This window comes from Proteus sp. STS61-E (assembly GCF_040932335.1).
GTDB classification, from domain to species: domain Bacteria; phylum Pseudomonadota; class Gammaproteobacteria; order Enterobacterales; family Enterobacteriaceae; genus Proteus; species Proteus mirabilis_B.
The window spans coordinates 417,014-441,016 of the sequence record NZ_JBFQGE010000002.1 but is presented as its reverse complement, the minus strand read 5'-3'; the positions used below and the strand labels follow the sequence as shown (position 1 = coordinate 441,016).

Genomic DNA, 24,003 nt, shown 5'->3' with positions numbered 1-24,003 from the left:
AGCGTGGGAAAGAAGACGAAACCAATCCGAAGTAAATTGAGCGGTTCAGTTATCTTGTCTACCGCCTTGCATTTACTCGTTATCGCATTGCTTATCTGGGGGTCATTAACTCAGAAATGGGATTTAGGTGGTGGCGGTGGAGAAGACGGGCAAGTTATTGATGCTATTATGGTCGATCCTAATGCTGTGGTGCAACAGTATAACCAGCAGAAAGCGCAACAAGCTAATGTCCAAAAAGCCGAGCAAGTGCGTAAAGAGCGTGCAGAGCAACAAGAAGAAGAGTTGCGTCAGCAACAAATGAAAGAACAAGAACGTTTGAAAACGTTAGAAGTTGAACGTTTACAAGCGAAAGAGGCGGCAGAAGCTCAAAAACGTGAAGCTGCATTAGCTGCTGCGAAAGCAAAAGAAGAACAAAAAGTTGCAGAAGAAGCGGCCGCGCAAGCGAAAGCAGAGCGTGATCGCATCTTAAAAGAACAAGCTGACGCTAAACAACAAGCTGAAGCCGAAGCAAAAAAACAAGCCGATTTAGCAGCGAAACAAAAAGCGGAAGAGGCGAAAGCTAAAGCTGAAGCAGATGCTAAAGCCAAAGCAGAGGCCGATGCAAAAGCGAAAGCTGAAGCGGATGCTAAAGCAAAAGCAGCTGCAGAGGCAAAAGCCAAAGCCGCAGCAGAGGCTAAAGCAAAAGCCGCAGCACAACAGCAAAGTAAAGCAGTAGATAGTTTACTTGATGGTTTAATGGCTGATGGTAACAAACAAAGCGGTGCAGCTGCAGCTGGTCAAGGCGGTGGAAATCGCACTGGTGCCAATAATGCAGGTGTTGCTACTTATATTGGACAAGTGAAAACGGCTATTGAACAGAAGTTTATTGACCCTGAGTTGTATAAAGGGCGAACTTGTGAACTAAAAGTCAGTATTGCACCTGATGGCTTGTTAATCAGTGCGAAGGTTGTAGGAGGCGATCCTTCTTTATGTCAAGTGGCATTAAGAGCAGCGAATACCGCTAAATTACCTAAGCCACCGAAAGATGTTTACGAGCAAGTAAAATCATCAGTAATTGAGTTTAAACCATAAAACTGTCTGATTGTAGGAAAACATACACTAATTTATAGCTATTTTAGAATGTTATTGATGCGTTGTATGGTGTTGTTGAAAAGCGTTTGTTACTATTCTGTGCGTTATTGCGTAATAACCGCAATAATAAAAGGGAGACATGATGAAGCAGGCATTAAATGTTATTTTCGGACTTTTAATTTTATGCGTAACCACTCTGGCTAACGCTGAAGTTCGAATTGAAATTACTCAAGGGGTGAATACTGCACGCCCTATCGGTGTCGTTCCTTTTAAATGGGAAGGTACTGGTCAAATGCCAGAAGATGTTGCTGGTATCATTGCAGCTGATTTACGAAATAGCGGAAAATTCAATCCGATTGATGTATCTCGTATACCTCAACAACCGGTTACTGCTTCTGAAGTCCAACCTGCACTTTGGACTGCATTAGGGATTGACTCTGTTGTTGTGGGACGTGTGCAACCATCAGCGGATGGTCAATATTTAGTTAGCTATCAGTTAGTGGATGTTGCTGGCTCACCGGGGGCAGTTTTATCTCAAAGTGAGTTTAAAGTGCCATCTAAATGGTTACGTTACTCTGCTCATACCGCTAGTGATGAAGTTTTTGAAAAACTGACGGGTATTCGTGGTGCATTCCGTACACGTATTGCTTATGTTGTTGTGACAAATGGTGGCGCATATCCTTATGAATTGCGCGTTTCAGATTATGATGGATTTAACCAAGATCGTGTTTATCGTTCATCACAGCCATTAATGTCACCAGCATGGTCGCCAGATGGTGCTAAACTAGCATATGTAACTTTTGAAAGTGGTCAATCTGCTTTAGTAGTACAAACATTAGCAACAGGTGAAATTCGTCAAATTGCATCATTCCCAAGACATAATGGTGCACCTTCGTTTTCACCTGATGGTTCTAAACTTGCATTTGCTCTTTCTAAGAGCGGTAGCTTAAATCTGTATGTTATGGATTTAGCGAGTGGGAATATGACACAGGTAACCAATGGCAGAAGTAATAATACCGAGCCAACTTGGATGCCAGATGGACAAACTTTGGTCTATACTTCAGATCAAGGTGGACGTCCACAAATTTACAAGGTTAATATTAACGGTGGAACACCAGAGCGTATTACTTGGGAAGGTAAACAAAACCAAAACCCAGCAGTAAGCCCAGATGGTAGTTTCTTAGTCATGGTGAGTTCTGAAAGCGGTAGGCAACATATCGCTAAGCAGGATCTGGAAACGAATTCCGTACAATATCTAACAGATACGTTTCTGGATGAAACGCCAAGCATCGCGCCTAACGGCACAATGGTTATTTACAGCTCTACACAAGGCTTAGGCACCATTTTGCAGCTAGTATCGACTGATGGACGTTTCAAAGCGCGTCTTCCGGCGACTGATGGTCAGGTTAAATCACCTGCCTGGTCACCGTTTATGTGATGCATAAAAATTATGTATGGCAAACAAATAAAGGAACAAATAGAGATGCAATTAAACAAAGTGTTTAAAGGGTTGATGTTAGCATTACCACTCGTTGCTGTTGCAGCATGTAGCTCAAACAAAAACGACGATCAAGCTGATACAAACAATGTACCAGTTGTTGAACAAGGTCCTACTGCTGAAGAATTAGCACGTCAGCAATTAGAACAACTGAAACAACAAAACATCGTTTACTTCGGTTTTGACAAATATGACATTAGCTCAGACTACGCTAACCTGTTAGACGCACACGCTGCATTCCTGCGTGCAAATCCATCAGTACGTATCACTGTAGAAGGTCATGCTGACGAACGCGGTACTCCAGAATACAACATCGCTCTGGGCGAACGTCGTGCTAACGCTGTGAAAATGTACCTGCAAGGTAAAGGCGTATCAGCTGATCAACTGTCAATCGTTTCTTACGGTAAAGAAAAACCAGCTGTACTGGGTCATGACGAAGCCGCTTACGCGAAAAACCGTCGTGCAGTACTGGATTACTAAGAGAACGGCATGAACAACAGTAACTTCAGACCTTTCTTGATGAGTCTGTTGTTACTGGTTGGCGTAGCGGCTCCAGTAGCCGCTATTGCCCAAGCGCCAATCAGTAATATCGGTTCAGGTTCGACCGATGAACGACTCGCCCAACTTGAGCGTTTTTCAAATGCTCACAGCCAGCTTTTGACCCAATTACAGCAACAACTCGCTGATTCTCAGCGTGATATTGATATGTTACGTGGTCAAATTCAGGAAAATCAATATCAGTTAAATCAAGTTGTTGAACGCCAACGTAATATCTATCAACAGTTAGATAGCCTTGGTGGCGGAGCTTCAACATCAACAGAAGCCACTCAACCTGATAATACTGCTTCTTCAACACCACCTGCTGCAACTAGCTCAGGACAAGGTGATGAGAAGGCCGATTATAATGCAGCAATTGATATCGTATTGAATTCTAAAGATTACGATAAGGCAATTGTTGAATTAAACAACTTTATCAATAACTATCCAAAGTCTAGCTATCAATCAAATGCACAATTTTGGTTGGGTCAGATGTATTATCTAAAAGGTAATAAGGATCAGGCTGCAAGCACATTTGCTATCGTTGTTAAAAACTATCCAAAATCTCAAAAAGCAAGTGAAGCCTTTTATAAAATTGGTTTGATCATGCAAGAGAAAGGGCAAAAAGATAATGCTAAAGCTGTTTACCAACAAGTGATTAAGCAATATCCAAATAGCGCTGGCGCTAAATTAGCGCAAAAGCAGCTAGGAACACTCTAATTATTGACCCCGTAATGTAAAATGTTGCATTTTCGGGGTTAAATGATTGTTTTTTCAACGGTTGAACTTTTTTTTGAAAAAAAACGTTGCACAAAAACATTAAATCAGTATTATTACCCGCCGTTGCCACAGAGAATGTGGCGAGTTCGAAAAAGGGTCGTTAGCTCAGTCGGTAGAGCAGTTGACTTTTAATCAATTGGTCGGGCGTTCGAATCGCCCACGACCCACCATTTTCGAATACCAATCCGTTTTTATTGAAATGGGTCGTTAGCTCAGTCGGTAGAGCAGTTGACTTTTAATCAATTGGTCGGGCGTTCGAATCGCCCACGACCCACCATTTCAAACCTCTCCCTGCATATCTACCATCCTTTAAACAATAAATAAATTCTTAGTAACCTTTCTCCTCTTTTGATAGTGAAATTCATTGCTTTATTAAACAATGAAGATAGTTTTCTCAAAATTGAAAAAACTACCTAGCCCTAATCTAAAATGACATTCAGATCAGTAATGACAAATAATTGATGACGTGATTTGGGTGTATTCATTTTCAGTCAAAAATTCATTATCGATTAACCAATCACTGACTAATTCTTGCGTTTTTATTGCTACATCAATAGGGTGATTGAGGCGTTTCGATGCATCAAGAAAAAATGCCATCATAATTGAAAGTGTTGCTGCCGCTTCATAGGGAGTACTCATTGCAAGAGTACTTTCCAATAAACGCAATGAATAAAATTTAGGTAGCCATTCTTTTAAGTTTTTCCCTTGATACCAAACATCTTGTGTTGGGGTATCGAGCAGCGCAACTTGTTCAAGTAATGCTATCAGCCATTCACGCATATCATTCATACGATAATTAGCAGACCAAAATTCATGACGTAGAATGGCTATAGCGACTTGTGTCGCCTCAAACCAGAATTCTTGAGCATTGTTACATGCCTGCTCTTTTGAAAGCGTAGGAGGCGTTATAGTGCTAATTTCAGGAAGCCCGTCACATAAACTCGTTTTATCAAGTAAGATTTGATATCCACGCTGGTAAACTGGGCTAAGTCCTTCTGTTTTCATATTAAAAATACGCTCAGGCTCTGCCATCATAATATCCATTTTGCGACCTTGAGCTAAAACATGTAAATAAATAGGCCAAAACTTACTTTTGGGATCTTCACACTCCAACTGTAAGCTGACAAGAGCATCACCGAATTGTGATAACCAATGTTGGTTTTTTGCGAGCTCTGTCGCACCATAACCGATAAGCTCTATATCAATATCAGAATAACTGTCTATCTTTCTATTGCGTCCTAACGATCCTGTTAGTACTACAGCCTCAATTCTAGGATCGAGGAGAGCAAAAGATAGCATGCGATCGATTAAACGTGTTGTTGGCTCCATATTTCTCTCTAATAAGTAAAATGTAATAAAGTTATTTGTCGTTTTTATTGTTTAAAAAGTAAAATTAGAATAATTTGTTTAGTAAATAAAACATTTGTTTGTTATTTTTCTAGATCAGAAACATAATGTTTAATATTAAAAACTAAGTACCATTATAAATATGAATTTATAATATATCTTTACTACTTTGCAAAGATGTCGCAATAACCCATATTTTCTTTGTTTTTTCTATGATTAAGTCGGGGTTGTAAAAATGGATGTGATGAGTTGGTTTAGTATCAATAATATTTTAGTCAATATCCCACTCGGAGACGGTGGATATCCACTCTCATGGATTGAAGCTGTTGGCACCATCGCTGGTCTATTGTGTATTTGGCTTGCAAGCCAGGAAAAAATTATCAACTATTTATTTGGACTTATTAATGTCACCTTGTTTGCCATTATTTTTTTCCAAATTCAGCTATACGCAAGCTTACTCCTTCAAATATTTTTCTTTGCCGCTAATATTTATGGATGGTATGCATGGAGCAGAGTGAATGACTTTGAACAAGCTACGCTGAGAATACGTTGGTTGAAATCGAGTCATCGTCTCTTCTTAATCGTTGTTTCGATAGCGGCTATTGCTGCTCTTACTTTTAATATTGATACTGTATTTGGTTATTTAGCCGTTGTTGCTGTTGATATATTAAATGTCTTTGGCGCAAGTTTGGCCACACCAGTTCTTGAACCTGATGCTTACCCATTCTGGGACTCTACAATGACGGTTCTTTCTATTGTAGCGATGATCTTAATGACGCGAAAATTAGTTGAAAACTGGCTAGTTTGGTCAGTCATTAATGTGATTAGTATTGTTATATTCTACAAACAAGGCGTTTATGCAATGTCTGTTGAATATATTATCTTACTGGCTATCGCTATTAATGGTTCTCGTTTGTGGATCAAAACAGCAAAACGCTCTAGCAGAAATAATTATCTCTCCTAATAAAAAAGGCTGGCAGAGTTATCTTTCTCTCCAGCCTTACTATTCATTATTTTTATTCTTATCCTTAACGCAATTTTGAATCATTATTTTGCTTAAGTGCGCTATTTCCCTTTATGTTGAAATTTTTAGAAAGATGACTATAGGTGCTTTAGGTTGAAAGGGTGTTTACAGATAGAAAATGAATGGTTAGATTGGAAAAGCAATAATAACATTGACTAGATAACATAGAGTGGATACACGGGAATGAATTATCAAAATGATGACCTTAAAATAACACAAATTAATGAACTCTTACCGCCAGTTGCTTTATTGGAAAAGTTTCCAGCAACTGATAATGCGGCTTTTACAGTTCGTCATGCCCGTGAAGCTATTCATCAAATCCTAGCAGGAAAAGATGATCGTCTATTAGTGGTAATTGGACCTTGTTCTATTCATGATCCAAAAGCTGCGTTGGAGTATGCGCAACGTTTAAGTCTTATTAGAGAAGAGCTTAAAGATAAACTTGAAATTGTTATGCGTGTTTATTTTGAAAAACCACGTACAACAGTAGGCTGGAAAGGTTTAATTAATGATCCTCATATGGATCATACCTTTGATATTAATGAAGGTTTACGTATTGCTCGTAATCTTTTATTAACTATCAACGATAGTGGCTTGCCAACAGCTGGCGAGTTTTTAGATATGATAACGCCTCAATATGTTGCTGATTTAATGAGTTGGGGTGCAATTGGTGCTCGTACTACAGAATCTCAAGTACACCGTGAGCTTTCGTCTGGTTTGTCTTGTCCTGTTGGTTTTAAAAATGGCACAGATGGAACCATTAAAGTTGCTATTGATGCAATCAATGCTGCGGGATCGCCACACTGTTTTCTTTCTGTCACTAAATGGGGCCATTCAGCCATTGTGCGCACAGCAGGTAATGGTGATTGCCACATTATTTTACGTGGTGGTAAAGAACCAAATTACAGCGCTGAACATGTAGCAGCGGTAAAAGAAGGGCTTAAAAAAGCAGGTTTACCACAAAACGTGATGGTTGACTTCAGTCACGCCAATAGTTGCAAGAAATTTGAGAAACAAATGGAAGTTGGTGCTGATATTTGCCAACAAATTAGCTCAGGTGAAAAAGCATTAATCGGCGTTATGATTGAGAGTCATTTAGTGGAAGGTAGCCAATCATTAGAAAGCAGTGAACCTTTGGTTTACGGTAAAAGTATCACCGATGCTTGTATTGGTTGGGATGATACTGAAATACTGCTACGCCAACTAGCAGATGCGGTTGTTACTCGTCGCGGTTAACTGATATTATCTTAATACATAAACTGTAATACCGTTGATAATTAATCAACGGTATTTTTTTATGAAAAAGAAAATAAGTTAGTCATGTATCTTTAATAGATCAAGTCTGAATTTAGCGGGTTTAAACCCAAGCTCATATGACTTTTGATACCATTCACATGCTTTTTCTTTGTCAGCAATGACACCCAATCCTTTTTCATATAAATAACCGATATTATAAATAGCTGAGGGATCATTATCTTCAGCCGCCTTTAAATAGAAGGTCATTGCCTTCTGATAATCCTGATCAACTCCTAAGCCATGTTGATATGAATAAGCAATATTATTGTTTGCTTTAATGTATCCATTACTAGTTGCTTTTAAATACCATTCCATTGCTTGTTGATAATCTTGAATAACATCATTTCCTTCAAAATATAGAACACCAAGATTATTTTGAGCCATCCCAAATCCTTGAGCTGCAGATTTTAAATACCAGCTCATAGATATTTTAATGTTTTTTTCTACACCAAGACCTTTACTATACAGATAAGCAATATATGTTTGTGCTCGAGGGTTATTTTTATCTGCTGATTTTAATAACCATTCTATTGCTATTTCATAATCTTTTGGAAAAAAAAGATCTCCTTTCATGTAGAAAAAACCTATTTTTGCTTGAGCCTCCGCATTCTCGTTATAAGCAGATAATAAATAAAATTTGCGGGCTTTGTTTTTATCATTCTTATCAAAATAAATATCGCCTAAGTAAAGCTGATAATGTGAAAGGCTTTGTTTAAATAGAGATGGAGAAGGATCATTTATTTTATCCTCCTTAAACGGAAATAAAACAAACATTATTATAAACATAATAATAATAAATAGAATGGTAACTATTTTTAATTTCATATTAATATCCCTATTTTAATATGCGTTTGTTATAAGCGTTTTATATTTATAAATAATTAAATGACTTAAAATCCAATGGTGACAATATATTTAATAACTGTAAGTGATAATTTAATATTTTTTAATTAATACTATCGAGTTAAATATTATATTTTTTATATAAAATAAAAAGTAATATGAAAAAATTGAAATTTAGAAATTTAATATAAAAAATACCGCTATTTCTAGCGGTATTTATCATATAAACCTAAATTAATAGATTTAAAGCAAAATTACTTCGCTTTACCTTGGTTAGCAACAGCGGCTGCTTTTGCTGCGATTTCGTCAGCATTACCTAAGTAGTAACGTTTGATTGGTTTCATGTTTTCATCAAATTCGTAAACTAAAGGTACAGCTGTTGGGATATTCAGCTCAAGAATTTCGTCTTCGCTCATGTTGTCTAGGTATTTAACCAGAGCACGCAGTGAGTTACCGTGAGCTGCAATAATAACTTTCTCACCAGAAGCAACACGTGGTTTGATAACTTCTTCCCAGTATGGTGTTACACGGTCGATAGTTAATGCTAGGCTTTCTGTTAATGGCAGTTCTGCCGCAGTTAAAGATGCATAACGAGGATCTTTACCTGGGAAACGTTCATCGTCTTTAGTTAATTCTGGTGGAGTGATAGCAAAACCACGACGCCATTGTTTAACTTGCTCGTCACCGTATTTTTCAGCAGTTTCAGCTTTGTTTAAGCCTTGCAGAGCACCGTAATGACGTTCGTTTAATTTCCAGCATTTTTCAACTGGCAGCCATTGTTGATCAACTTGATCAAGAATGTTCCACAGGGTGTGAATTGCGCGTTTCAGAACAGAAGTATATGCATAGTCAAAAACGAAACCTTCAGCTTTCAGCAGTTTACCTGCTTCTTGCGCTTCATTACGGCCTTTTTCGGACAGCTCAACGTCAGTCCAGCCTGTAAAACGGTTTTCTTTGTTCCATACACTTTCACCGTGTCGAACTAGCACAAGCTTAGTTACTGCCATAGTTTAGACTCCTATAATTACTTTCTTAATATAAGTTTAAAATTAGCACTTCAATCATTATATGGATCATCGACAAGAACGCCAAACATAAGTGACAAAACAAGGGGGATTAAGTCAAAAATGTCGTTTGTTCGATGAATTATTGCACAGTTGTCACACCTTTTGCTTAATCGTTCAAGCTATTAATCTAGCGGGATCGGCGTAAAAAAACAAAATATCCGTTTTGTATAAAAAATAGACGAAAATAGCGCCTGTAAAAACGACACATTCTTTATTTATTATTGTTCAAATAATAAGCAAGAAAATGTCGATTTAAATAAAAATTCAGACCTAAGTTTAGCGTTAATTTCTAAAATCATTGCCCTGATTATGACAGTAAAAATAAACATTTAACAAATTTCTTGCTGGTAACGATAAATTTCGCCTTCTTTAATAAAAGTCAATCGATGAGTAATACATGATGGCGCATCTTCTTGATGGTGGCTCACAAACAAAAGTTGCGTATTGCTGTGGCTTATCATGATATCAATAAAACGCTGTACTAAGAGCCGGTTCGTTGTGTCTAATCCTTGCAACGGCTCATCAAGAATAAGTAAGGTAGGGTGTTTAACTAATGCTCTAACAATTAACACTAAGCGTTGCTGACCCCAAGATAAGGCATGAAATGGATGATTAGCATGTGCAGTTAAACCAATTAACGCTAACCATTCATCAGCAAGTTTTAGCTGTTTATCTGTAATCGCTTGATAAATGCCAATAGAGTCATGAAAACCTGAAATAATGACATTTTTTACCGTTGAAGAAACACGGTAACTCTGATGTAAGGCATTACTGACATAACCAATATGGCGTTTAATTTCCCATACTGTTTCACCACTTCCTCTTTTACGACCAAATAGCGTTAAGTCATTGCTGTAGCCCTGAGGGTGATCGCCCGTAATTAAACTTAATAATGTCGATTTTCCTGCACCATTAGGGCCTAAAATCTGCCAATGTTGCTGAGGTTTTACCTCCCAGCTTAAATGGTGAAGAACAGGTTTATCGTTATAGCTCACTACTCCATCTTTTAGCACGATAGGGGAAAGTGTCGGTGATAATTGAGGAATGGCATCAGGCGAATCTTGTTCAGGTAATGTGAGATTTTCAAGAGTTTCACTGTGAGATAATTGCCCAATAACAGAGTCAGATAAAACCTGTTCTTTCTCACCGTTGGCGACTAATTCGCAATTAATGAGTAGACCTGCATACTGAATAAAATCAGGAATATCATTAAAACGATTTAGAATGAGTACGATAGTCAGATTTTGTTGATGTAATAGTGTTAACAATTCATTTAAAGCACGGCGAGAATCAACATCTAACCCATCAAAAGGCTCATCTAAAATGATTAAATCAGGTTTATTCATTAAAAGTTGAATAAGCAATATTTTTCGAGATTCACCTGTAGATAGATATTTAAAACGTCTTGATAAAAGGTATTCAACACCAAATTGCTTTGCTAGTAAAAAGCATCTGTCATCATCTTTAACCTGCATTTGAATAACTTGAGCAACGGTTAGGCCAGTATCTTCTTCACCTTCACTTAATAAATCTGTGTTATTCCGACGCCATTCTTCTTCAATCATTTTTTGCAGTTTTTCAAAAGAGAGACTAATTGGACGAGAAAATGTGCTGATAAACTCACCAGAGAGCAAAATACCTTCTTGGCATAATGCGTTTGCTAAGGCGGTTTTGCCACTTCCATTGCTGCCTACAAATGCCCAACTTTCGCCTTCATTTATGGCTAAATTGTCAATTTGTAAACAGAGTTTATCGCTTAAGCGAAATTGTGTTTTGTTGAGTTGTAAGTGTTTCATTATTATTAGCCTTATTTTTTAATGTAAGCTAAGTGCAAGTTAAGTATCTAGCAATATAGGGTTAATAGAAACTTGTCAATATTTGCTGAAAGAACTTTTTCCAAAAGTCTTATACACCTACTATTTAATGATAACCTTTAAAATGCGTTTCCTATGTAAATATATAAACATCTCTTTAAGGATGACTTATATATGCATAAATTTAAAAAAACAAACCTATTATTATTTATATTTTTACTCATTAGTAAAAATAGTTTTTCTTCGAATGATGGAAATGTAAACAATAAATGCTTTCTTATTGATAAAGTTGATCTTACAGGAAATACCCTATTAGATTATAGACAGAAATCTAAAGTAATTTCGCCGTATCTACAACAATGTCTAACATTAAATGATATGCAAGAGATCGCTAAATCAATTACTAATAATTATATTAAAAAAGGTTATGTTACCTCTCAAGCTATTATTCCAGAGCAAGATCTTTCTAATCATAAGTTAGTAATAAAGATTATTGAAGGTAGAATAAAAGATATTTCTATCAATGGTGTTTCATCTAGATTAATTGATATTATTTTTCCTTCCTTCAAAGAGAAAATTTTAAATCTACGAGATTTAGAACATGGATTAGAACAGCTTAATCGATTAACAACAACGCAATATACCTTGGATATTCAACCAAGCGATAGTGTGGGATATTCATCTGTAACCATTAATCGAAAAGCTAAAAAACTTCCTTTAAAGAATCGATTAACAATTGATAATTCGGGAACAGAAACAACAGGAAAGATCTTACTTACTAATACAACAACAATAGATTCTTTGTTTGGCTTGGGTGAGCAGTGGATTTTTTCACTAAAAACAAATACAGATTTCCCTTATACTCATTATTCTCGTGCTTATACTGCAAGTGTGAATATCCCTTATGGTTACTGGTTTTATCAATACCAGTTATCTCATAGTAGTTCATCTTATTCTTTCCAAGATAATCAAAAGTATATTTATAAAAACAAAAATAAAGATCAGCAATTTGATATTAGTCGTTTAGTCTATCGAGATAATAAACAACGAGTAACACTAAAGGGAGCGTTAAAGCATAAGAAAGCAAAAACGCAGTTAGCACAACAAAAATTATTAATAAATAGTCCCACATTGACTTCTTTATCATTTAGCCCTGAATATACTTTAAGTTTACATAATGGATATTTAATTATTAATCCAACTGCTGAGTTTGGGATCTCTCTTTTGGGTGCGACACCTGATTATATTGCTGATAATTCACCTCGAAGTCATTATCGAAAATTGAGTTTAAATTTAAGCTATCAATATTTATTGACTGAGCAGTTTTCTTATCTCACTTCATTTCATAGTCAATATACGCCTGATAATCTTTATGGCTCGGAAAAAATAGCAATAGATGGAATAAAGGCTGTTCGTGGGTATAAAGAAACAAATTTTAATGCTAATAATGGGTTTTATTGGCGCAATGAAATAAATATATCACCAATAACTTCGTTTTTAAGTAAATGGAATTTTATTTTTGCACTTGATTATGGTGTCGCCCATTCAGATCAATATGAAACAGAAAAGAATAAAATAATTGGAAGTGCTATAGGTGCTTCTTTCTATCATTCCACTTTTTCTTCCCAGATATTAATTAATAAACCTATGTTTTATCCAAAATCATTAAAGCCAGATTGCTGGTCTTTTTATTGGTCTATTTCTCTTTCTATTTAAATGTTAGGAGTTTTTATGTGTGAAAAGGATATTTCTTGGAAACAACGTTTAATAAGTTATAGCATCGCTTATGTAATTGCTATTTATCCATTACATCCAGCTTGGAGCTCAGCAATTACACCCTCCGATAAAACGATTAAAGTTAATCAGCAAAATACTGTTCCAATTATTAATATTTCAACACCGAATAATCTTGGTATTTCTCATAATAAGTTTCATTCGTTCAATGTTAGCAAGCAAGGTGTTGTAATTAATAATGCGACAACTTCTGTTAATACACAATTAGCCAAACAAGTGAATGCCAATACTAATTTAAAAGGAAGTGCTGCTCATTTAATTATTAATGAAGTGGTGGGAAATGGGCGCTCACAATTACAAGGAAAATTGGAAGTTGCAGGAGAACAAGCGAAAGTTGTTATTGCTAATCCAAATGGTATTACGTGTGATGGTTGTTCGTTTATAAATACCCCAGCAATTACACTCACAACAGGAAAACCTCTTTTTAATCCTCAAGGCGCCTATTCGGCAATAGAAGTGAAAAAAGGCGGTGTTGTTATTGGCACGCAAGGTATAGATCTCCAAGCTCAGGATTATGCTGACATTATCAGCCGTAGTATTGAGTTAAATGGAAAAATTAACGCTAAAAACCTTTCTTTAATGCAAGGAAATAACCGTATCGATTTTGATAAAGGTACAGTAAATAGCATTAATGGTGAAGGTGTTAAACCCATACTTTCTATTGATACGAAAGCGCTAGGTGGAATGTATGCCAATCAAATCCGTCTAGTCAGTACAGAAAAAGGTATTGGTGTTAATTTAAGTAATATTCAGACAAATCAAAACAGTGTGAATATAACTGTTGATGGAAAAATTACCTTTAATGGCAATATTCAATCTGAACAAGATATTAATGTTAGTAGTAAAGAACTACAAATTAATAGTAATACAAAGTTAAAAGCAAAAAGAGATATTACTTTAGCAACTAATACGCTGATTAATCATAGTGAAGTTATCTCAGAGAAAGATATGCGTTTATTTGCAGATAAACTCACTAACAAAGGTGAAAAGGCACTTATTCAAGCGAAAGATAATTTATGGATACAGAGAAATGCGCAGGGTGATCCAAGCACTTTAATTGAAAATCAATCAGCCACGATAAAAACAGAAAAGGGTGATTTGATTATTAGAACTAAGAAATTGGTTAATACATCTTTAAATGAATTACCAACTTTTTTAAATGTCGAAGCAAACTCTACTGCTAGAAAAAGTTTTGTTGCATCATATTGGGGAAATAGCCAAGGCGTTGTTTCTATAAATACATATTATCCTGTGTTGGAAAATTTTCCATATGAAAAATGGTTTGGTTACCTAGATTTAACAAGTACAGATATTATTAATACAGAAAGATATAAATATAATTATAGTGATTTTATAGGACATATTGATTCAGGAAAAAACATTTACATTAATGCTAATGAATTGATTAATAACCTAGGTGTGATACATAGTAATGAAAATACTATTTTGACAGGAAGTAATGCTGTTATTTCAAATTTAATGCCTGGAGAGTTAAATTTATGGTATAGGTATAAGACTTCATATAAAGATCTCGGTGTATATGTAGATGAAGAGGATGACGATGGTAATTATGATATTCTTTATGTAAGGGAGCCGTTGAAATTTGAACTACTTAATAAGTTTTATTCTTGGTCACCTGATAGAAAAAGTTTTTCTACGATATTATCGAAAGGTAATTTGGTTTTAGATTTTAAAAATAGTATCAATATAGAAGCAAATCCCCCATCTAAGTATTTACCAATAAAAAAATCAATAAACAAGTTACACTCAGGTTATAATTTTTTAGCTAATAACATATTGATTAATTCTAATTCTATTAATATATCGTCAAATATAAATTCAAATAATGAACTATCTGTTATCTCTAGTGGAGATATTATTGTAAAAGATTCACACCTCTCATCTAAAAAATCATTAAGCTTAATTTCAAATAAAAATATAGAGCTTAACCAAGTAGATCTAACAGCAAAAGACGGTGTTGTTCTTGCTAAGAATGGAAACATTGATTATACATTAAATCCCATTTCTGCATTTAATGAAAATAATGTTCTAACTCCACCGGCTATTAATGTCTCTGATTCTATTTTATTTCAATCTGGAAAAGATATAACTTTTAATAATATTGAAATTAATAATGCTAACTTCTTAAGCTTAATTTCACAAGGTGATATAAAAATTCAGAGAAATGAATCGGAACTTTTTAAGATATTACCATATTTTCATTTGTATAATAAAGAGTCTGCATTATCAAAAACGGAAAGCTGGAAAACGCGAGGTGATATTACATTTACGGCTGGTAAAGATATTATTAGTCAAGGAATAAAATATCACAGCGATAAAGCTATAACCTTTAATGCAGGGCAGGATATTTTCCTTGCCTCAAAATCAATAAAAGAAGCCGATCCTTTCTTTAGTGATATTTATTATCCTCAATTACAATCTAAATTATTTTCAGACAATAACCTTATCTTAAATGCAGCGCGTGATATTGATTTAAGTTCAACAGTATTAAATTCAAAAGATAAAGTCATTGTATTAGCTGGTAGGAATATAAAACTGGGTGCAAATGCTTATTCTGCCATCAAAGATCCCCACGAAGATGCTCAAGATATTCAGTATAGTACAGCGGCTATTACAGGAAATAAAGGCATTTCTATTGCGTCATCAGGTGCGTTAATAACAGAAGGAAGCTCACTCAAATCAGATGGTGACATTACGATATCCAGTGGTGGTAATATTCAATTGGGATCAGTAAAAACACATTTTCGTAAAGAGTCGGGCTCTAAGTTAGAAGAAAATCACAAACAAGTCAGTACTGAAATTAATAGTGGCAATAATTTAACTCTATTATCTGAAGGCAGTATTTTATTTCAGGCATCAAATTTGACTGCCAATAAAAAGATAGATATTGCAGCTAAAGGTGGATTTCTTTACGCACAAGCGATGGAGGAATCGAGTTATTACGAAGAAGAGAATAAAAAATGTAATCGATGGACTTTATGTATTACCAAAAAGAAATACACGAAAAAACGTCATAATACAAATAATAAAGTTACCGAGTTTATCGCTAATGGCGATATTAATTTATTTGCTAAAGATGATATTACCTTAGAAGCGAGCAAACTAGAAACAGCGAAGAATGCAAAATTAACCAATAAAACAGGAAAAATTAATTTTAAAGCAGTTAAAAATACAGCATTTAAGCAAGTTATTACTAATTCAAAAGATATTTATATTACTCAGCGCAATCAGGGATATATCAAAGAGAGTTGGGCATTACCGACACTTTATATTGGTGGAAAACTGACTATTGATGCGCCTAAAGGAATATCTGCTGATATTAAAGCTCAAAAAGGACAATCACTAGAACAAGCATTAACAGTTTTAGGTAACACTCCAGAATATGCATGGCTTAAAGATCTTCAACATCATCAAAACGTCAATTGGAATTTAGTTAAGGATACCTATTCTGATTGGGATGATAAAACAAAACAATTAAATCCTGTTGTTGGTGCGGTTATCGCTATTGCAGTGGGAGTTGCCACTTACGGTACAGCAACCGCAGCAACTATTGGTGGAATGGCAAGTAAAGCAACCATTGCGGCGGGTGCTTCAGCAAGCGTGGCTTCAACGGCATCGGTTGCAGCACAAGCAGGTTTTGCCTCTTTAGTTTCGCAAGCGGCGGTCTCTTTAGCTGAAAACCAAGGCAACATCTCTAAAACACTTGAATCACTGGGGCGTAGCGACACGGTCAAGTCTGTGGTGACGAGTATGGTGGTTGCGGGGGCACTTCAGGGTCTTGACCAATTTATGGGTTGGGATCAGGCAATCCAAGGTGGAACATTACCTTCAACAGGCAAGTTACTTGCGACCGATAGCGCAACATGGAATCAAGTTGCACAACGCGTTGCCTCTCATTCAGTTGTCAGTTCAACATTGGGCACTGCCATTCAAGGTGGCAGTTTTATTGATAATTTTAAAACCGCGCTATTAAGCAATATCGGTAGTCAGCTTCATGCCGAAGGTGCCAATTTAATTGGTGATAATGGCGCGGTATTAGGTCATGCAGGAAAGGTTTTAAGCCATTCGGTAGTAGCAGGTGTTAGTGCAGAAATTGCAGGAGGTAGTGTTACAGGTGCAGTTGCTGGTGCATTGGCGGCAGAGATAGCGGCGATATCGCTCAACGATAATTTAGTTAAGACAGAGCAGTGGAGAGAACAGCAAGCTCAAAGAAGTCGTCTAGTTGGTGCTTTTGCTGGCTTACTAGCAACAGGTAAAGCGGAGGGGGTTATTAGTGCGGCTAATTCAGCAGAGTTAGTAGAACGTTATAATCGACAACTTCATTTAGAAGAAACAAAAGCAATTAATAAATTAGCAAATGGAGATAAAAATAAATTAGAGCGCTTATTAGCTTCTTCTTGCCGAAAAGTTTATTGCATTGCTCAGGAATCATTAGATTCATCTGAAAGGAATTATTATGAATCATTAATGAAAAAATACCCATATACACATGTAGAAGATTCATTACTTTCAGATTATTGGATTACAAAAGAGAGAACAAGAATAGGTGGGAACTACCCACTATTTAGTGGTTATGAAAAAATTAAATTATTTACTTACACTGAAGCCGATAAATTAACAGATAGTGAAACATTTTCAAGAAATCAATGGATTGAAAATGCGAGTAAGTTTACTGGATGGGATAAAAAAACACTTGAAAACTTAACTTCAGTAATTGCAATAGGTGCGTCAATAACTAGGCGTAATGGTAATAGAATTTATGGTCCTATAAGTTTTAATGCCAATAAAACGCAGTTTATACCAATAAATGATATTTATTTTATTGACAAATCAGGAAATAAAATAACAATGAAATGGATGTATCAAGGTACAATAGTAGAGCAAGGAATGACATTTGAGAATTACATTGGTCTATCAAATAAACGGCTTACACGATTACATCTTAATGCTAAAACTTTCGACTATTATGATGATAGGACAGATGAATATATTAGTGTAAAGACATTAAATACCCAAACAGCCTCAAGGATTAAAAATCCAAAATCAATAGAAAACACATTAAATACATATATTTCAACTATAGATAAATATTCGGGAGAAAGAAAGGGAAGAGCTGAGATTTTACCAAGTGATGTTAAATCAAAAACTCTAGAACTAGGTGTTCCTGCAAGAACAACCAAAGAACAATGGGATGCAATAAATAATTCTATCAAAAATGCATCTTCAAAAAATATTAAGATTAATATTACAATAGTTGAGGAGTAAATAGTGTCTATATCAAAAAGAAATAATTCAAGAGCAAATGTCTATTTTAACAATGATTATTATATTATAATAACCCTTTCAAAAAGTGGTATTTATTTGATGGATTTTAAAAAAGGTTATAAGGTTTTATCCAAAGATCCACTTGATGCTGATTTGGGTTTTTTTACAAGAAACGCATTAATCCAAAGCGAAATATTAGATGCTAATTCATCTGAATATCATGAAATGCGTAATGATGAAAAATCATATTCTGAATGGATAAAGAAAATAATTAAAGAGTATGATTATAAAAATAAAACGACACTATTCAAAAATATGAACTTATGTAGTGTAAATGTGACTGATGGTATCATATCTATTATTCCTTATGATCACTTACGATTGGATAATTGGATTGGTAAAAGCATACCTAACAACGCAATTATTACGTTAAAAAGCAATTGTAGTGATGAGGTTTTAGGTGCCTCAATAAAAGAAGCTTTTACGCGTTGTATTAGTCGTAAAATTTAAATGGATACTAAATAAAATTACCTTATGCTAATTATGGGTAAGGTGATTTTTTTATTATATGAATTTTTCTATGAAAAATAATCAATTAATAAATGATTTACACGCTATATATCCAGAGTTCCCTATAAATAAAATAAAGGGATATTCTGATAATGAGATAAAAAAAATTGAACGTCTTTATGATATTAAAGTAACTGATCAACTTTATGATTTTTTGAATTGTATTGGGCGTTGTAGTGGTGGCTTTTTTGGGGATGATCCTCTCATTTTTTACAAAGAATGGTTTATACGAGGGCATGTTCTATTCCAATACGGCTTAAGAGAGGAGTTATATAATCTGGAGTTGTGGGATATGTTAGAGCAAAAACCATTTTTTATTTCAATAGAATCAGAAACTCAATATTATTTTCTATTAACGTACTCAGAACAGCCTAACTTAGTTTATCATTATGATGAAAATGAAGATAAGGTAAGAGCATTAGATAAAAATTTTAATGAATATCTAGGACATATAATTAGCTCTTATAACGAGAGCTTTATAACTCCTACACCAGTTTATTTTTCAGGTGATTTGTTGAGACTATAAAAAATTAGCTTTGATATTGAGTGTAAACCACAAATAACATCTTACGTATGGATCATTGGGTCGGCGAAGGAATACCTGATAGTGCAATTATTATATTAAAAAGCAATTGTAGTGATGAGGTTTTAGGTACCTCAATAAAAGAAGCATTTACACGTTGTATTAGTCGAAAAGTTTAAATGGATGCTAAATAAAATTACCTTATGCTAATTATGTGTAAGGTGATTTTTCATTATATGAATTTATCTATGAAAAAAATCAATTAATAAATTATTTACATACTGTCTATCCAGAGCTTCCTATCAATATTCATAAAATAAAGGGGTATTCTGATGATGAGATAAAAAAAATTGAACGTTTATATCGTATTAACGTAACAGAACAACTATATGATTTTCTAAGTTGTATGGGGCGTTGCAGTGGCGGTTTCTTTGGTGATTCTTCTTTGTTATTTTACCGTAATAGTTTTTCTGTCAGAGATCATGTGCAGTTTCAAATAGGTAGTTGTTCTGAACTTTGTGGCATACAAAAACACGATTTATTAAATAAGAAACCTTTCTTTTTTTCGATAGAGTCAGAAACGCAACATCTATTTTTATTAACTTATTCAGATAATCCAAATAAAGTCTATCAGTATGATGAAAATGAAGAAGTGATAAAAAATACTCATTGGGATTTTAATGGTTATCTAAAATATTTAATTGATAAATCAACAAAAAAGAATATAAATAACATTTTAAAATATGATTTTATTGGTGAATTGATTGAAATTTAATGATATGAAATTATATGGTTTAAATGGGTGCTAAATAAAATCACCTTATTCTAATTGTGGGTAAGGTGATTTTTTATCATATGTCTAAATAAAAATATAATTATATTATCTGGTTTTATTTTTAATAAAACTAATTATGTTAATAATTAATAAAGGATAGTAGTAATTACCTGAACTTTATATTGGCGGAAAATTAAAAATTAATCCTCCTAAAAGGAATATTTGCTGATATTAAAGCTCAAAAAGGACAATCACTAGAACAAGCATTAACAGTTTTAAGTAACACTCCAGAATATGCATGGCTTAAAGATCTTCAACATCATCAAAACGTCAATTGGAATTTAGTCAAGGATACCTATTCTGATTGGGATGATAAAACAAAACAATTAAATCCTGTTGTTGGTGCGGTTATCGCTATTGCTGTGGGAGTTGCCACTTATGGTACAGCAACCGCGGCGACTATTGGTGGAATGGCAAGTAAAGCAACCATTGCGGCGGGCGCTTCAGCAAGCGTGGCTTCAACAGCATCGGTTGCAGCACAAGCAGATTTTGCCTCTTTAGTTTCGCAAGCGGCGGTCTCTTTAGCTGAAAACCAAGGCAATATCTCTAAAACACTTGAATCACTGGGGCGTAGCGACACGGTCAAGTCTGTGGTGACGAGTATGGTGGTTGCAGGGGCACTTCAGGGTCTTGACCAATTTATGGGTTGGGATCAGGCAATCCAAGGTGGAACATTACCTTCAACAGGCAAGTTACTTGCGACCGATAGCGCAACATGGAATCAAGTTGCACAACGCGTAGCCTCTCATTCAGTCGTTAGTTCAACATTGGGCACTGCCATTCAAGGTGGCAGTTTTATTGATAATTTTAAAACCGCACTATTAAGCAATATCGGTAGTCAGCTTCATGCCGAAGGCGCCAATTTAATTGGTGATAATGGCGCGGTATTAGGGCATGCAGGAAAGGTTTTAAGTCATGCAACATTATCTGGTTTATCTGCCCAAATTAGTGGAGGAAATATTAATGGTGCAGTTATAGGTAGCTTAGCTGCTGAAATTGCGGCTATTTCATTGGGTGATAACACTATTAAGGCTGAGGAATGGCAGAGAAAATCAGAATCACAAGCGCAATTTGTTAGATTATTTGGTGGTATTGCCGGTGGTGTTTTTACTGGTGAGCCAGGTGGTGTATATAGTGGTGCTAGTTCAGCTGAGAATATATTCCGTTTCAACCATTTATTTCATGATATTTCGATGGATTTCGATCGAGAAATACATAAATGTGGGTCTAATGCTGAATGCCTATCAAAGATAATCGACAAATATACAGTTTTTAGCAATGAAAATAGTTTAAAACTAGATGTTGAATTAAATACTAATCCGTTAGCAGTTATAGAGATCAAGAAAAAAAGAATTGAAAATGCACTTGAATTAACTAAAAGACCATATTGGGCTAGCTATCTTGGTGCTGATACAATGCAAACTGAGATAGCTAAACAATATGTTCAATATTGGAATTCGCAAGATTTAGATAAAATAGATGTAAACACTCCTTCTTGGTTAAAGTTTTCATCGTGGATCTCAGAGCCAGATAACCAGTTTTTTCTTGTTAGTGCTGGTTTTTTAGTTAAAGAATTAAGCGATTTTGCTATTAGATATTTTGGTAGAAATTCAGCAAGTAAAACAATTTCTGCTTCTGAAATTGGTATGAAATGGTCTTCTGGGGGAGGAAATATAAATACACAAGGAATGTCATGGGAAAACTCTATTGCGAAAAGCTTACCTGTTCACACTAGATTGCCAAAAAATTTTAAAACATTTGATTTTTATATTGCTAAAGATAAAGTAGCAATAAGTGCAAAAAGCCTAGATACTCAAACGATGAGTAAACTTAATCGACCAAAACAAATTTATAATACAATTAAAAGTAATATAGATGATGCTGCAAAATTTGAAGGTTATAGATTGTCAGGAGTTAATTTACATTCAGAAATGATAGCAAAACGAGAAATTTGGCTTGCTGTACCACAATCGACAACAAAGGCCCAATGGATTGAAATTAATCGTGCGGTAGCTTATGGAGAAAGTATGAATATTGAAGTAAAAATAACGCAGGTAAAATGATGACGTTTATTAACGATAATGAGTATTGTGCTTTGATAGTAATGACAGATAAATTTTTTTGCTTAAATACGGAATCTGGCTATGGGCTAATGACACTCGATCCTAATTTTTCATCAATTATACTTTCTTTAACATGTTCAAATAAGGAGCTTGGCGAAAGTTTAATTAAAGTTTTAGAGAATAGTCGAACTCAGCTCAAAGATGAGGAATATGACAAACTCTTTAAAAAGGAAAATATTAAAAAAAACTGGGATTCATGGCTAGAATTATTACAGTATAAATATAACTATCGCTCAAAACGTCAACTTTTAGCTAATATGCTAAATTGTTCTGTTTATCTTTCTAATAACAAAATATTAATTTCACCTTCTCACCATTCAAGTCTTGAAGGATGGGAAGGAATAGGGGCATCCCATAAGGTTATTTTATCGCTAGATAGCTCATCTGATGAGATAGGTTTGGGTATTCGGCTTGCATTTAGTCGGTGTACTACGAAGAGATTTTAACTTAATGAAAGTGAGTATTTTTGTATAATTGAAATATAATATATATGTGAATTATTAGGCAATAAATAATTAAATGTTTTTAATTTGATTTTTAATTGAATTGATAGGGATTTTTCTTTTTTGAGTTTTTAATGAATTATATGAGTACCGCCCAGTAGGGTATGAAGGAGAAAATAAAATTGGTGATTATTTTCGTTTTATTGTCCCTAGTATTTATGCTTCGATTGAAGATATTCCTGAAGATTTAAGAAAATATGTTGTAGTCTCTGATAATATTGATTTTACTAAAGATAGATTACTCGATAATAATAAGATTAATGATTATTTTACTCGTATGTACTCAAAATAATTTTAGTTACTAAATTTTAATGAGAAAATTATTTAATCCAAAAACTATTGCTTAATATGACAATTAGGTGATGGTTTTTTATTTAACGATAATTATCTAAGTTGTTTATAAAAAGGGAAGTAAAGATGATTATAAACTACTGAATGACAGGAATTAATCAATGGAAAATAATTAGCTATTCAATTAAAAATGCATCTTCAAAAAATATAAAAGTTAATATTACGATTATTGAGGAATAATTAATGTTTAAATTAAAAAATAATAAATTAAGAGCAAGTGTTTATTATAATGACGCTCATTATATTTTATTAACTTTTTCTGGTCATTCTATCTATATAATGGATCTAAAAAAAGGCTATAAAGTTTTACCTAATGATATTCTTGATGAAGAATTAGGTTGTTATGCAAAACTCGCTCTGATTAAAAGTGAACAAATTAAAGGAAGTTCAGATAAGTTTAATCAAATGTATAATGATAAAAAACCTTATCAAGACTGGATAAAAAAAATAATTAAAGAGTATGATTATAAAAATAAAACAGCACTTTTTAATAATATGAATCGATGTAGCTTAGAGCTTACAGATGATGAAATTACTATTAGTCCTCTAAACCATTTACGTATGGATCATTGGGTCGGCGAGGGAATACCTGATAGCGCAATTATTACGTTAAAAAGCAATTGTAGTGACGAGGTTTTAGGTGCCTCAATAAAAGAAGCATTTACGCGTTGTATTAATCGGAAAGTTTAATTATTCGGGATTAAATTCGTAATTATTTAAATACTAATGGATTGATTGTTA

General features: G+C 34.4%; 18 protein-coding genes and 2 tRNA genes. 16 read left to right on the top strand and 4 right to left on the bottom strand.

Going from position 1 to position 24,003, the window contains the following annotated elements; translation table 11 throughout:
* Positions 1-3 precede the first annotated feature (3 nt).
* The 6 genes from tolA (at position 4) to AB4J89_RS07815 (ending at position 4,163) form a co-directional block, all read left to right on the top strand.
* The gene (tolA, locus tag AB4J89_RS07840; protein ID WP_088493404.1) at positions 4-1,071 is read left to right on the top strand and encodes a cell envelope integrity protein TolA; all 1,068 of its coding nucleotides are present in this window, start codon (positions 4-6) and stop codon (positions 1,069-1,071) included.
* Positions 1,072-1,213: 142 nt separating this feature from the next.
* Complete coding sequence (gene tolB, locus AB4J89_RS07835) at positions 1,214-2,509, top strand: Tol-Pal system beta propeller repeat protein TolB (RefSeq protein ID WP_368468831.1); 1,296 nt, start codon at positions 1,214-1,216, stop codon at positions 2,507-2,509.
* A gap of 45 nt (positions 2,510-2,554) precedes the next feature.
* A complete protein-coding gene (pal, locus tag AB4J89_RS07830; RefSeq protein WP_075672729.1) occupies positions 2,555-3,049 on the top strand; it encodes a peptidoglycan-associated lipoprotein Pal in 495 nt (164 codons plus the stop codon).
* Between the two features lie 9 nt (positions 3,050-3,058).
* A complete protein-coding gene (gene cpoB, locus AB4J89_RS07825) occupies positions 3,059-3,826 on the top strand; it encodes a cell division protein CpoB (protein WP_088493403.1) in 768 nt (255 codons plus the stop codon).
* A gap of 154 nt (positions 3,827-3,980) precedes the next feature.
* Positions 3,981-4,056, top strand: a tRNA-Lys gene (locus AB4J89_RS07820).
* A 31-nt stretch (positions 4,057-4,087) separates the two neighbouring features.
* Positions 4,088-4,163, top strand: a tRNA-Lys gene (locus AB4J89_RS07815).
* A gap of 164 nt (positions 4,164-4,327) precedes the next feature.
* On the opposite strand, the gene AB4J89_RS07810 is transcribed toward AB4J89_RS07815, so the two are convergent.
* Positions 4,328-5,215 (bottom strand): aminoglycoside 6-adenylyltransferase, encoded by an 888-nt coding sequence (locus AB4J89_RS07810; RefSeq protein WP_368468828.1) that lies wholly within the window; start codon positions 5,213-5,215, stop codon positions 4,328-4,330.
* Positions 5,216-5,468: 253 nt separating this feature from the next.
* Here AB4J89_RS07810 and pnuC point away from each other — a divergent pair, with 253 nt between their 5' ends.
* Together pnuC and aroG are read left to right on the top strand one after the other, a co-directional pair.
* Entirely contained in the window at positions 5,469-6,197 is a 729-nt protein-coding gene (gene pnuC, locus AB4J89_RS07805; protein WP_088493401.1) for a nicotinamide riboside transporter PnuC, read from the top strand.
* Between the two features lie 243 nt (positions 6,198-6,440).
* Positions 6,441-7,493 carry a 3-deoxy-7-phosphoheptulonate synthase AroG gene (gene aroG / locus AB4J89_RS07800; RefSeq protein ID WP_368468826.1) on the top strand — a complete coding sequence of 351 codons (1,053 nt, stop codon included), beginning with the start codon at positions 6,441-6,443 and terminating at the stop codon, positions 7,491-7,493.
* 78 nt (positions 7,494-7,571) lie between these two features.
* Here the strand turns inward: aroG and AB4J89_RS07795 are convergent, their stop codons facing one another.
* The 3 genes from AB4J89_RS07795 to modF form a co-directional block, all read right to left on the bottom strand.
* Positions 7,572-8,378, bottom strand: a complete 807-nt coding sequence (locus AB4J89_RS07795) for a tetratricopeptide repeat protein (RefSeq protein WP_368468824.1) — start codon at positions 8,376-8,378, stop codon at positions 7,572-7,574.
* Between the two features lie 272 nt (positions 8,379-8,650).
* A complete protein-coding gene (gene gpmA / locus AB4J89_RS07790) occupies positions 8,651-9,403 on the bottom strand; it encodes a 2,3-diphosphoglycerate-dependent phosphoglycerate mutase (protein WP_036938379.1) in 753 nt (250 codons plus the stop codon).
* Positions 9,404-9,792: 389 nt separating this feature from the next.
* Positions 9,793-11,259, bottom strand: a complete 1,467-nt coding sequence (modF, locus tag AB4J89_RS07785; RefSeq protein WP_088493398.1) for a molybdate ABC transporter ATP-binding protein ModF — start codon at positions 11,257-11,259, stop codon at positions 9,793-9,795.
* A gap of 192 nt (positions 11,260-11,451) precedes the next feature.
* Here modF and AB4J89_RS07780 point away from each other — a divergent pair, with 192 nt between their 5' ends.
* The 8 genes from AB4J89_RS07780 to AB4J89_RS07745 all read left to right on the top strand — a co-directional run bounded on the left by AB4J89_RS07780 (position 11,452) and on the right by AB4J89_RS07745 (position 23,952).
* The gene (locus AB4J89_RS07780; RefSeq protein ID WP_368468821.1) at positions 11,452-12,993 is read left to right on the top strand and encodes a ShlB/FhaC/HecB family hemolysin secretion/activation protein; all 1,542 of its coding nucleotides are present in this window, start codon (positions 11,452-11,454) and stop codon (positions 12,991-12,993) included.
* A 15-nt stretch (positions 12,994-13,008) separates the two neighbouring features.
* Positions 13,009-18,357, top strand: coding sequence for a DUF637 domain-containing protein (locus tag AB4J89_RS07775; RefSeq protein WP_368468819.1), 5,349 nt, complete (start codon positions 13,009-13,011; stop codon positions 18,355-18,357).
* Positions 18,358-18,360: 3 nt separating this feature from the next.
* Positions 18,361-18,867: a contact-dependent growth inhibition system immunity protein gene (locus tag AB4J89_RS07770; RefSeq protein ID WP_368468817.1), complete on the top strand. Its 507-nt coding sequence runs from the start codon at positions 18,361-18,363 to the stop codon at positions 18,865-18,867.
* Between the two features lie 70 nt (positions 18,868-18,937).
* Positions 18,938-19,453: an SMI1/KNR4 family protein gene (locus AB4J89_RS07765; protein ID WP_088495953.1), complete on the top strand. Its 516-nt coding sequence runs from the start codon at positions 18,938-18,940 to the stop codon at positions 19,451-19,453.
* Between the two features lie 403 nt (positions 19,454-19,856).
* Positions 19,857-20,225, top strand: coding sequence for a hypothetical protein (locus AB4J89_RS07760; RefSeq protein WP_368468815.1), 369 nt, complete (start codon positions 19,857-19,859; stop codon positions 20,223-20,225).
* Between the two features lie 422 nt (positions 20,226-20,647).
* A complete protein-coding gene (locus tag AB4J89_RS07755) occupies positions 20,648-22,348 on the top strand; it encodes a DUF637 domain-containing protein (protein ID WP_368468813.1) in 1,701 nt (566 codons plus the stop codon).
* Positions 22,348-22,854, top strand: a complete 507-nt coding sequence (locus AB4J89_RS07750) for a contact-dependent growth inhibition system immunity protein (RefSeq protein WP_036938372.1) — start codon at positions 22,348-22,350, stop codon at positions 22,852-22,854. The genes AB4J89_RS07755 and AB4J89_RS07750 overlap by 1 nt, the downstream gene beginning before the upstream one ends.
* A gap of 591 nt (positions 22,855-23,445) precedes the next feature.
* Positions 23,446-23,952: a contact-dependent growth inhibition system immunity protein gene (locus tag AB4J89_RS07745; RefSeq protein ID WP_368468811.1), complete on the top strand. Its 507-nt coding sequence runs from the start codon at positions 23,446-23,448 to the stop codon at positions 23,950-23,952.
* The last annotated feature ends 51 nt before the right edge of the window (positions 23,953-24,003 follow it).

Coding starts and splice junctions, on each gene's coding strand:
- AB4J89_RS07745 (WP_368468811.1), top strand. CDS start 23,446: ATGTTTAAATTAAAAAATAATAAATTAAGAGCAAGTGTTTATTATAAT.
- pal (WP_075672729.1), top strand. CDS start 2,555: ATGCAATTAAACAAAGTGTTTAAAGGGTTGATGTTAGCATTACCACTC.
- AB4J89_RS07750 (WP_036938372.1), top strand. CDS start 22,348: ATGACGTTTATTAACGATAATGAGTATTGTGCTTTGATAGTAATGACA.
- AB4J89_RS07795 (WP_368468824.1), bottom strand. CDS start 8,378: ATGAAATTAAAAATAGTTACCATTCTATTTATTATTATTATGTTTATA.
- cpoB (WP_088493403.1), top strand. CDS start 3,059: ATGAACAACAGTAACTTCAGACCTTTCTTGATGAGTCTGTTGTTACTG.
- modF (WP_088493398.1), bottom strand. CDS start 11,259: ATGAAACACTTACAACTCAACAAAACACAATTTCGCTTAAGCGATAAA.
- AB4J89_RS07810 (WP_368468828.1), bottom strand. CDS start 5,215: ATGGAGCCAACAACACGTTTAATCGATCGCATGCTATCTTTTGCTCTC.
- AB4J89_RS07780 (WP_368468821.1), top strand. CDS start 11,452: ATGCATAAATTTAAAAAAACAAACCTATTATTATTTATATTTTTACTC.
- tolB (WP_368468831.1), top strand. CDS start 1,214: ATGAAGCAGGCATTAAATGTTATTTTCGGACTTTTAATTTTATGCGTA.
- AB4J89_RS07775 (WP_368468819.1), top strand. CDS start 13,009: ATGTGTGAAAAGGATATTTCTTGGAAACAACGTTTAATAAGTTATAGC.
- AB4J89_RS07765 (WP_088495953.1), top strand. CDS start 18,938: ATGAAAAATAATCAATTAATAAATGATTTACACGCTATATATCCAGAG.
- aroG (WP_368468826.1), top strand. CDS start 6,441: ATGAATTATCAAAATGATGACCTTAAAATAACACAAATTAATGAACTC.
- pnuC (WP_088493401.1), top strand. CDS start 5,469: ATGGATGTGATGAGTTGGTTTAGTATCAATAATATTTTAGTCAATATC.
- gpmA (WP_036938379.1), bottom strand. CDS start 9,403: ATGGCAGTAACTAAGCTTGTGCTAGTTCGACACGGTGAAAGTGTATGG.
- AB4J89_RS07760 (WP_368468815.1), top strand. CDS start 19,857: ATGGGGCGTTGCAGTGGCGGTTTCTTTGGTGATTCTTCTTTGTTATTT.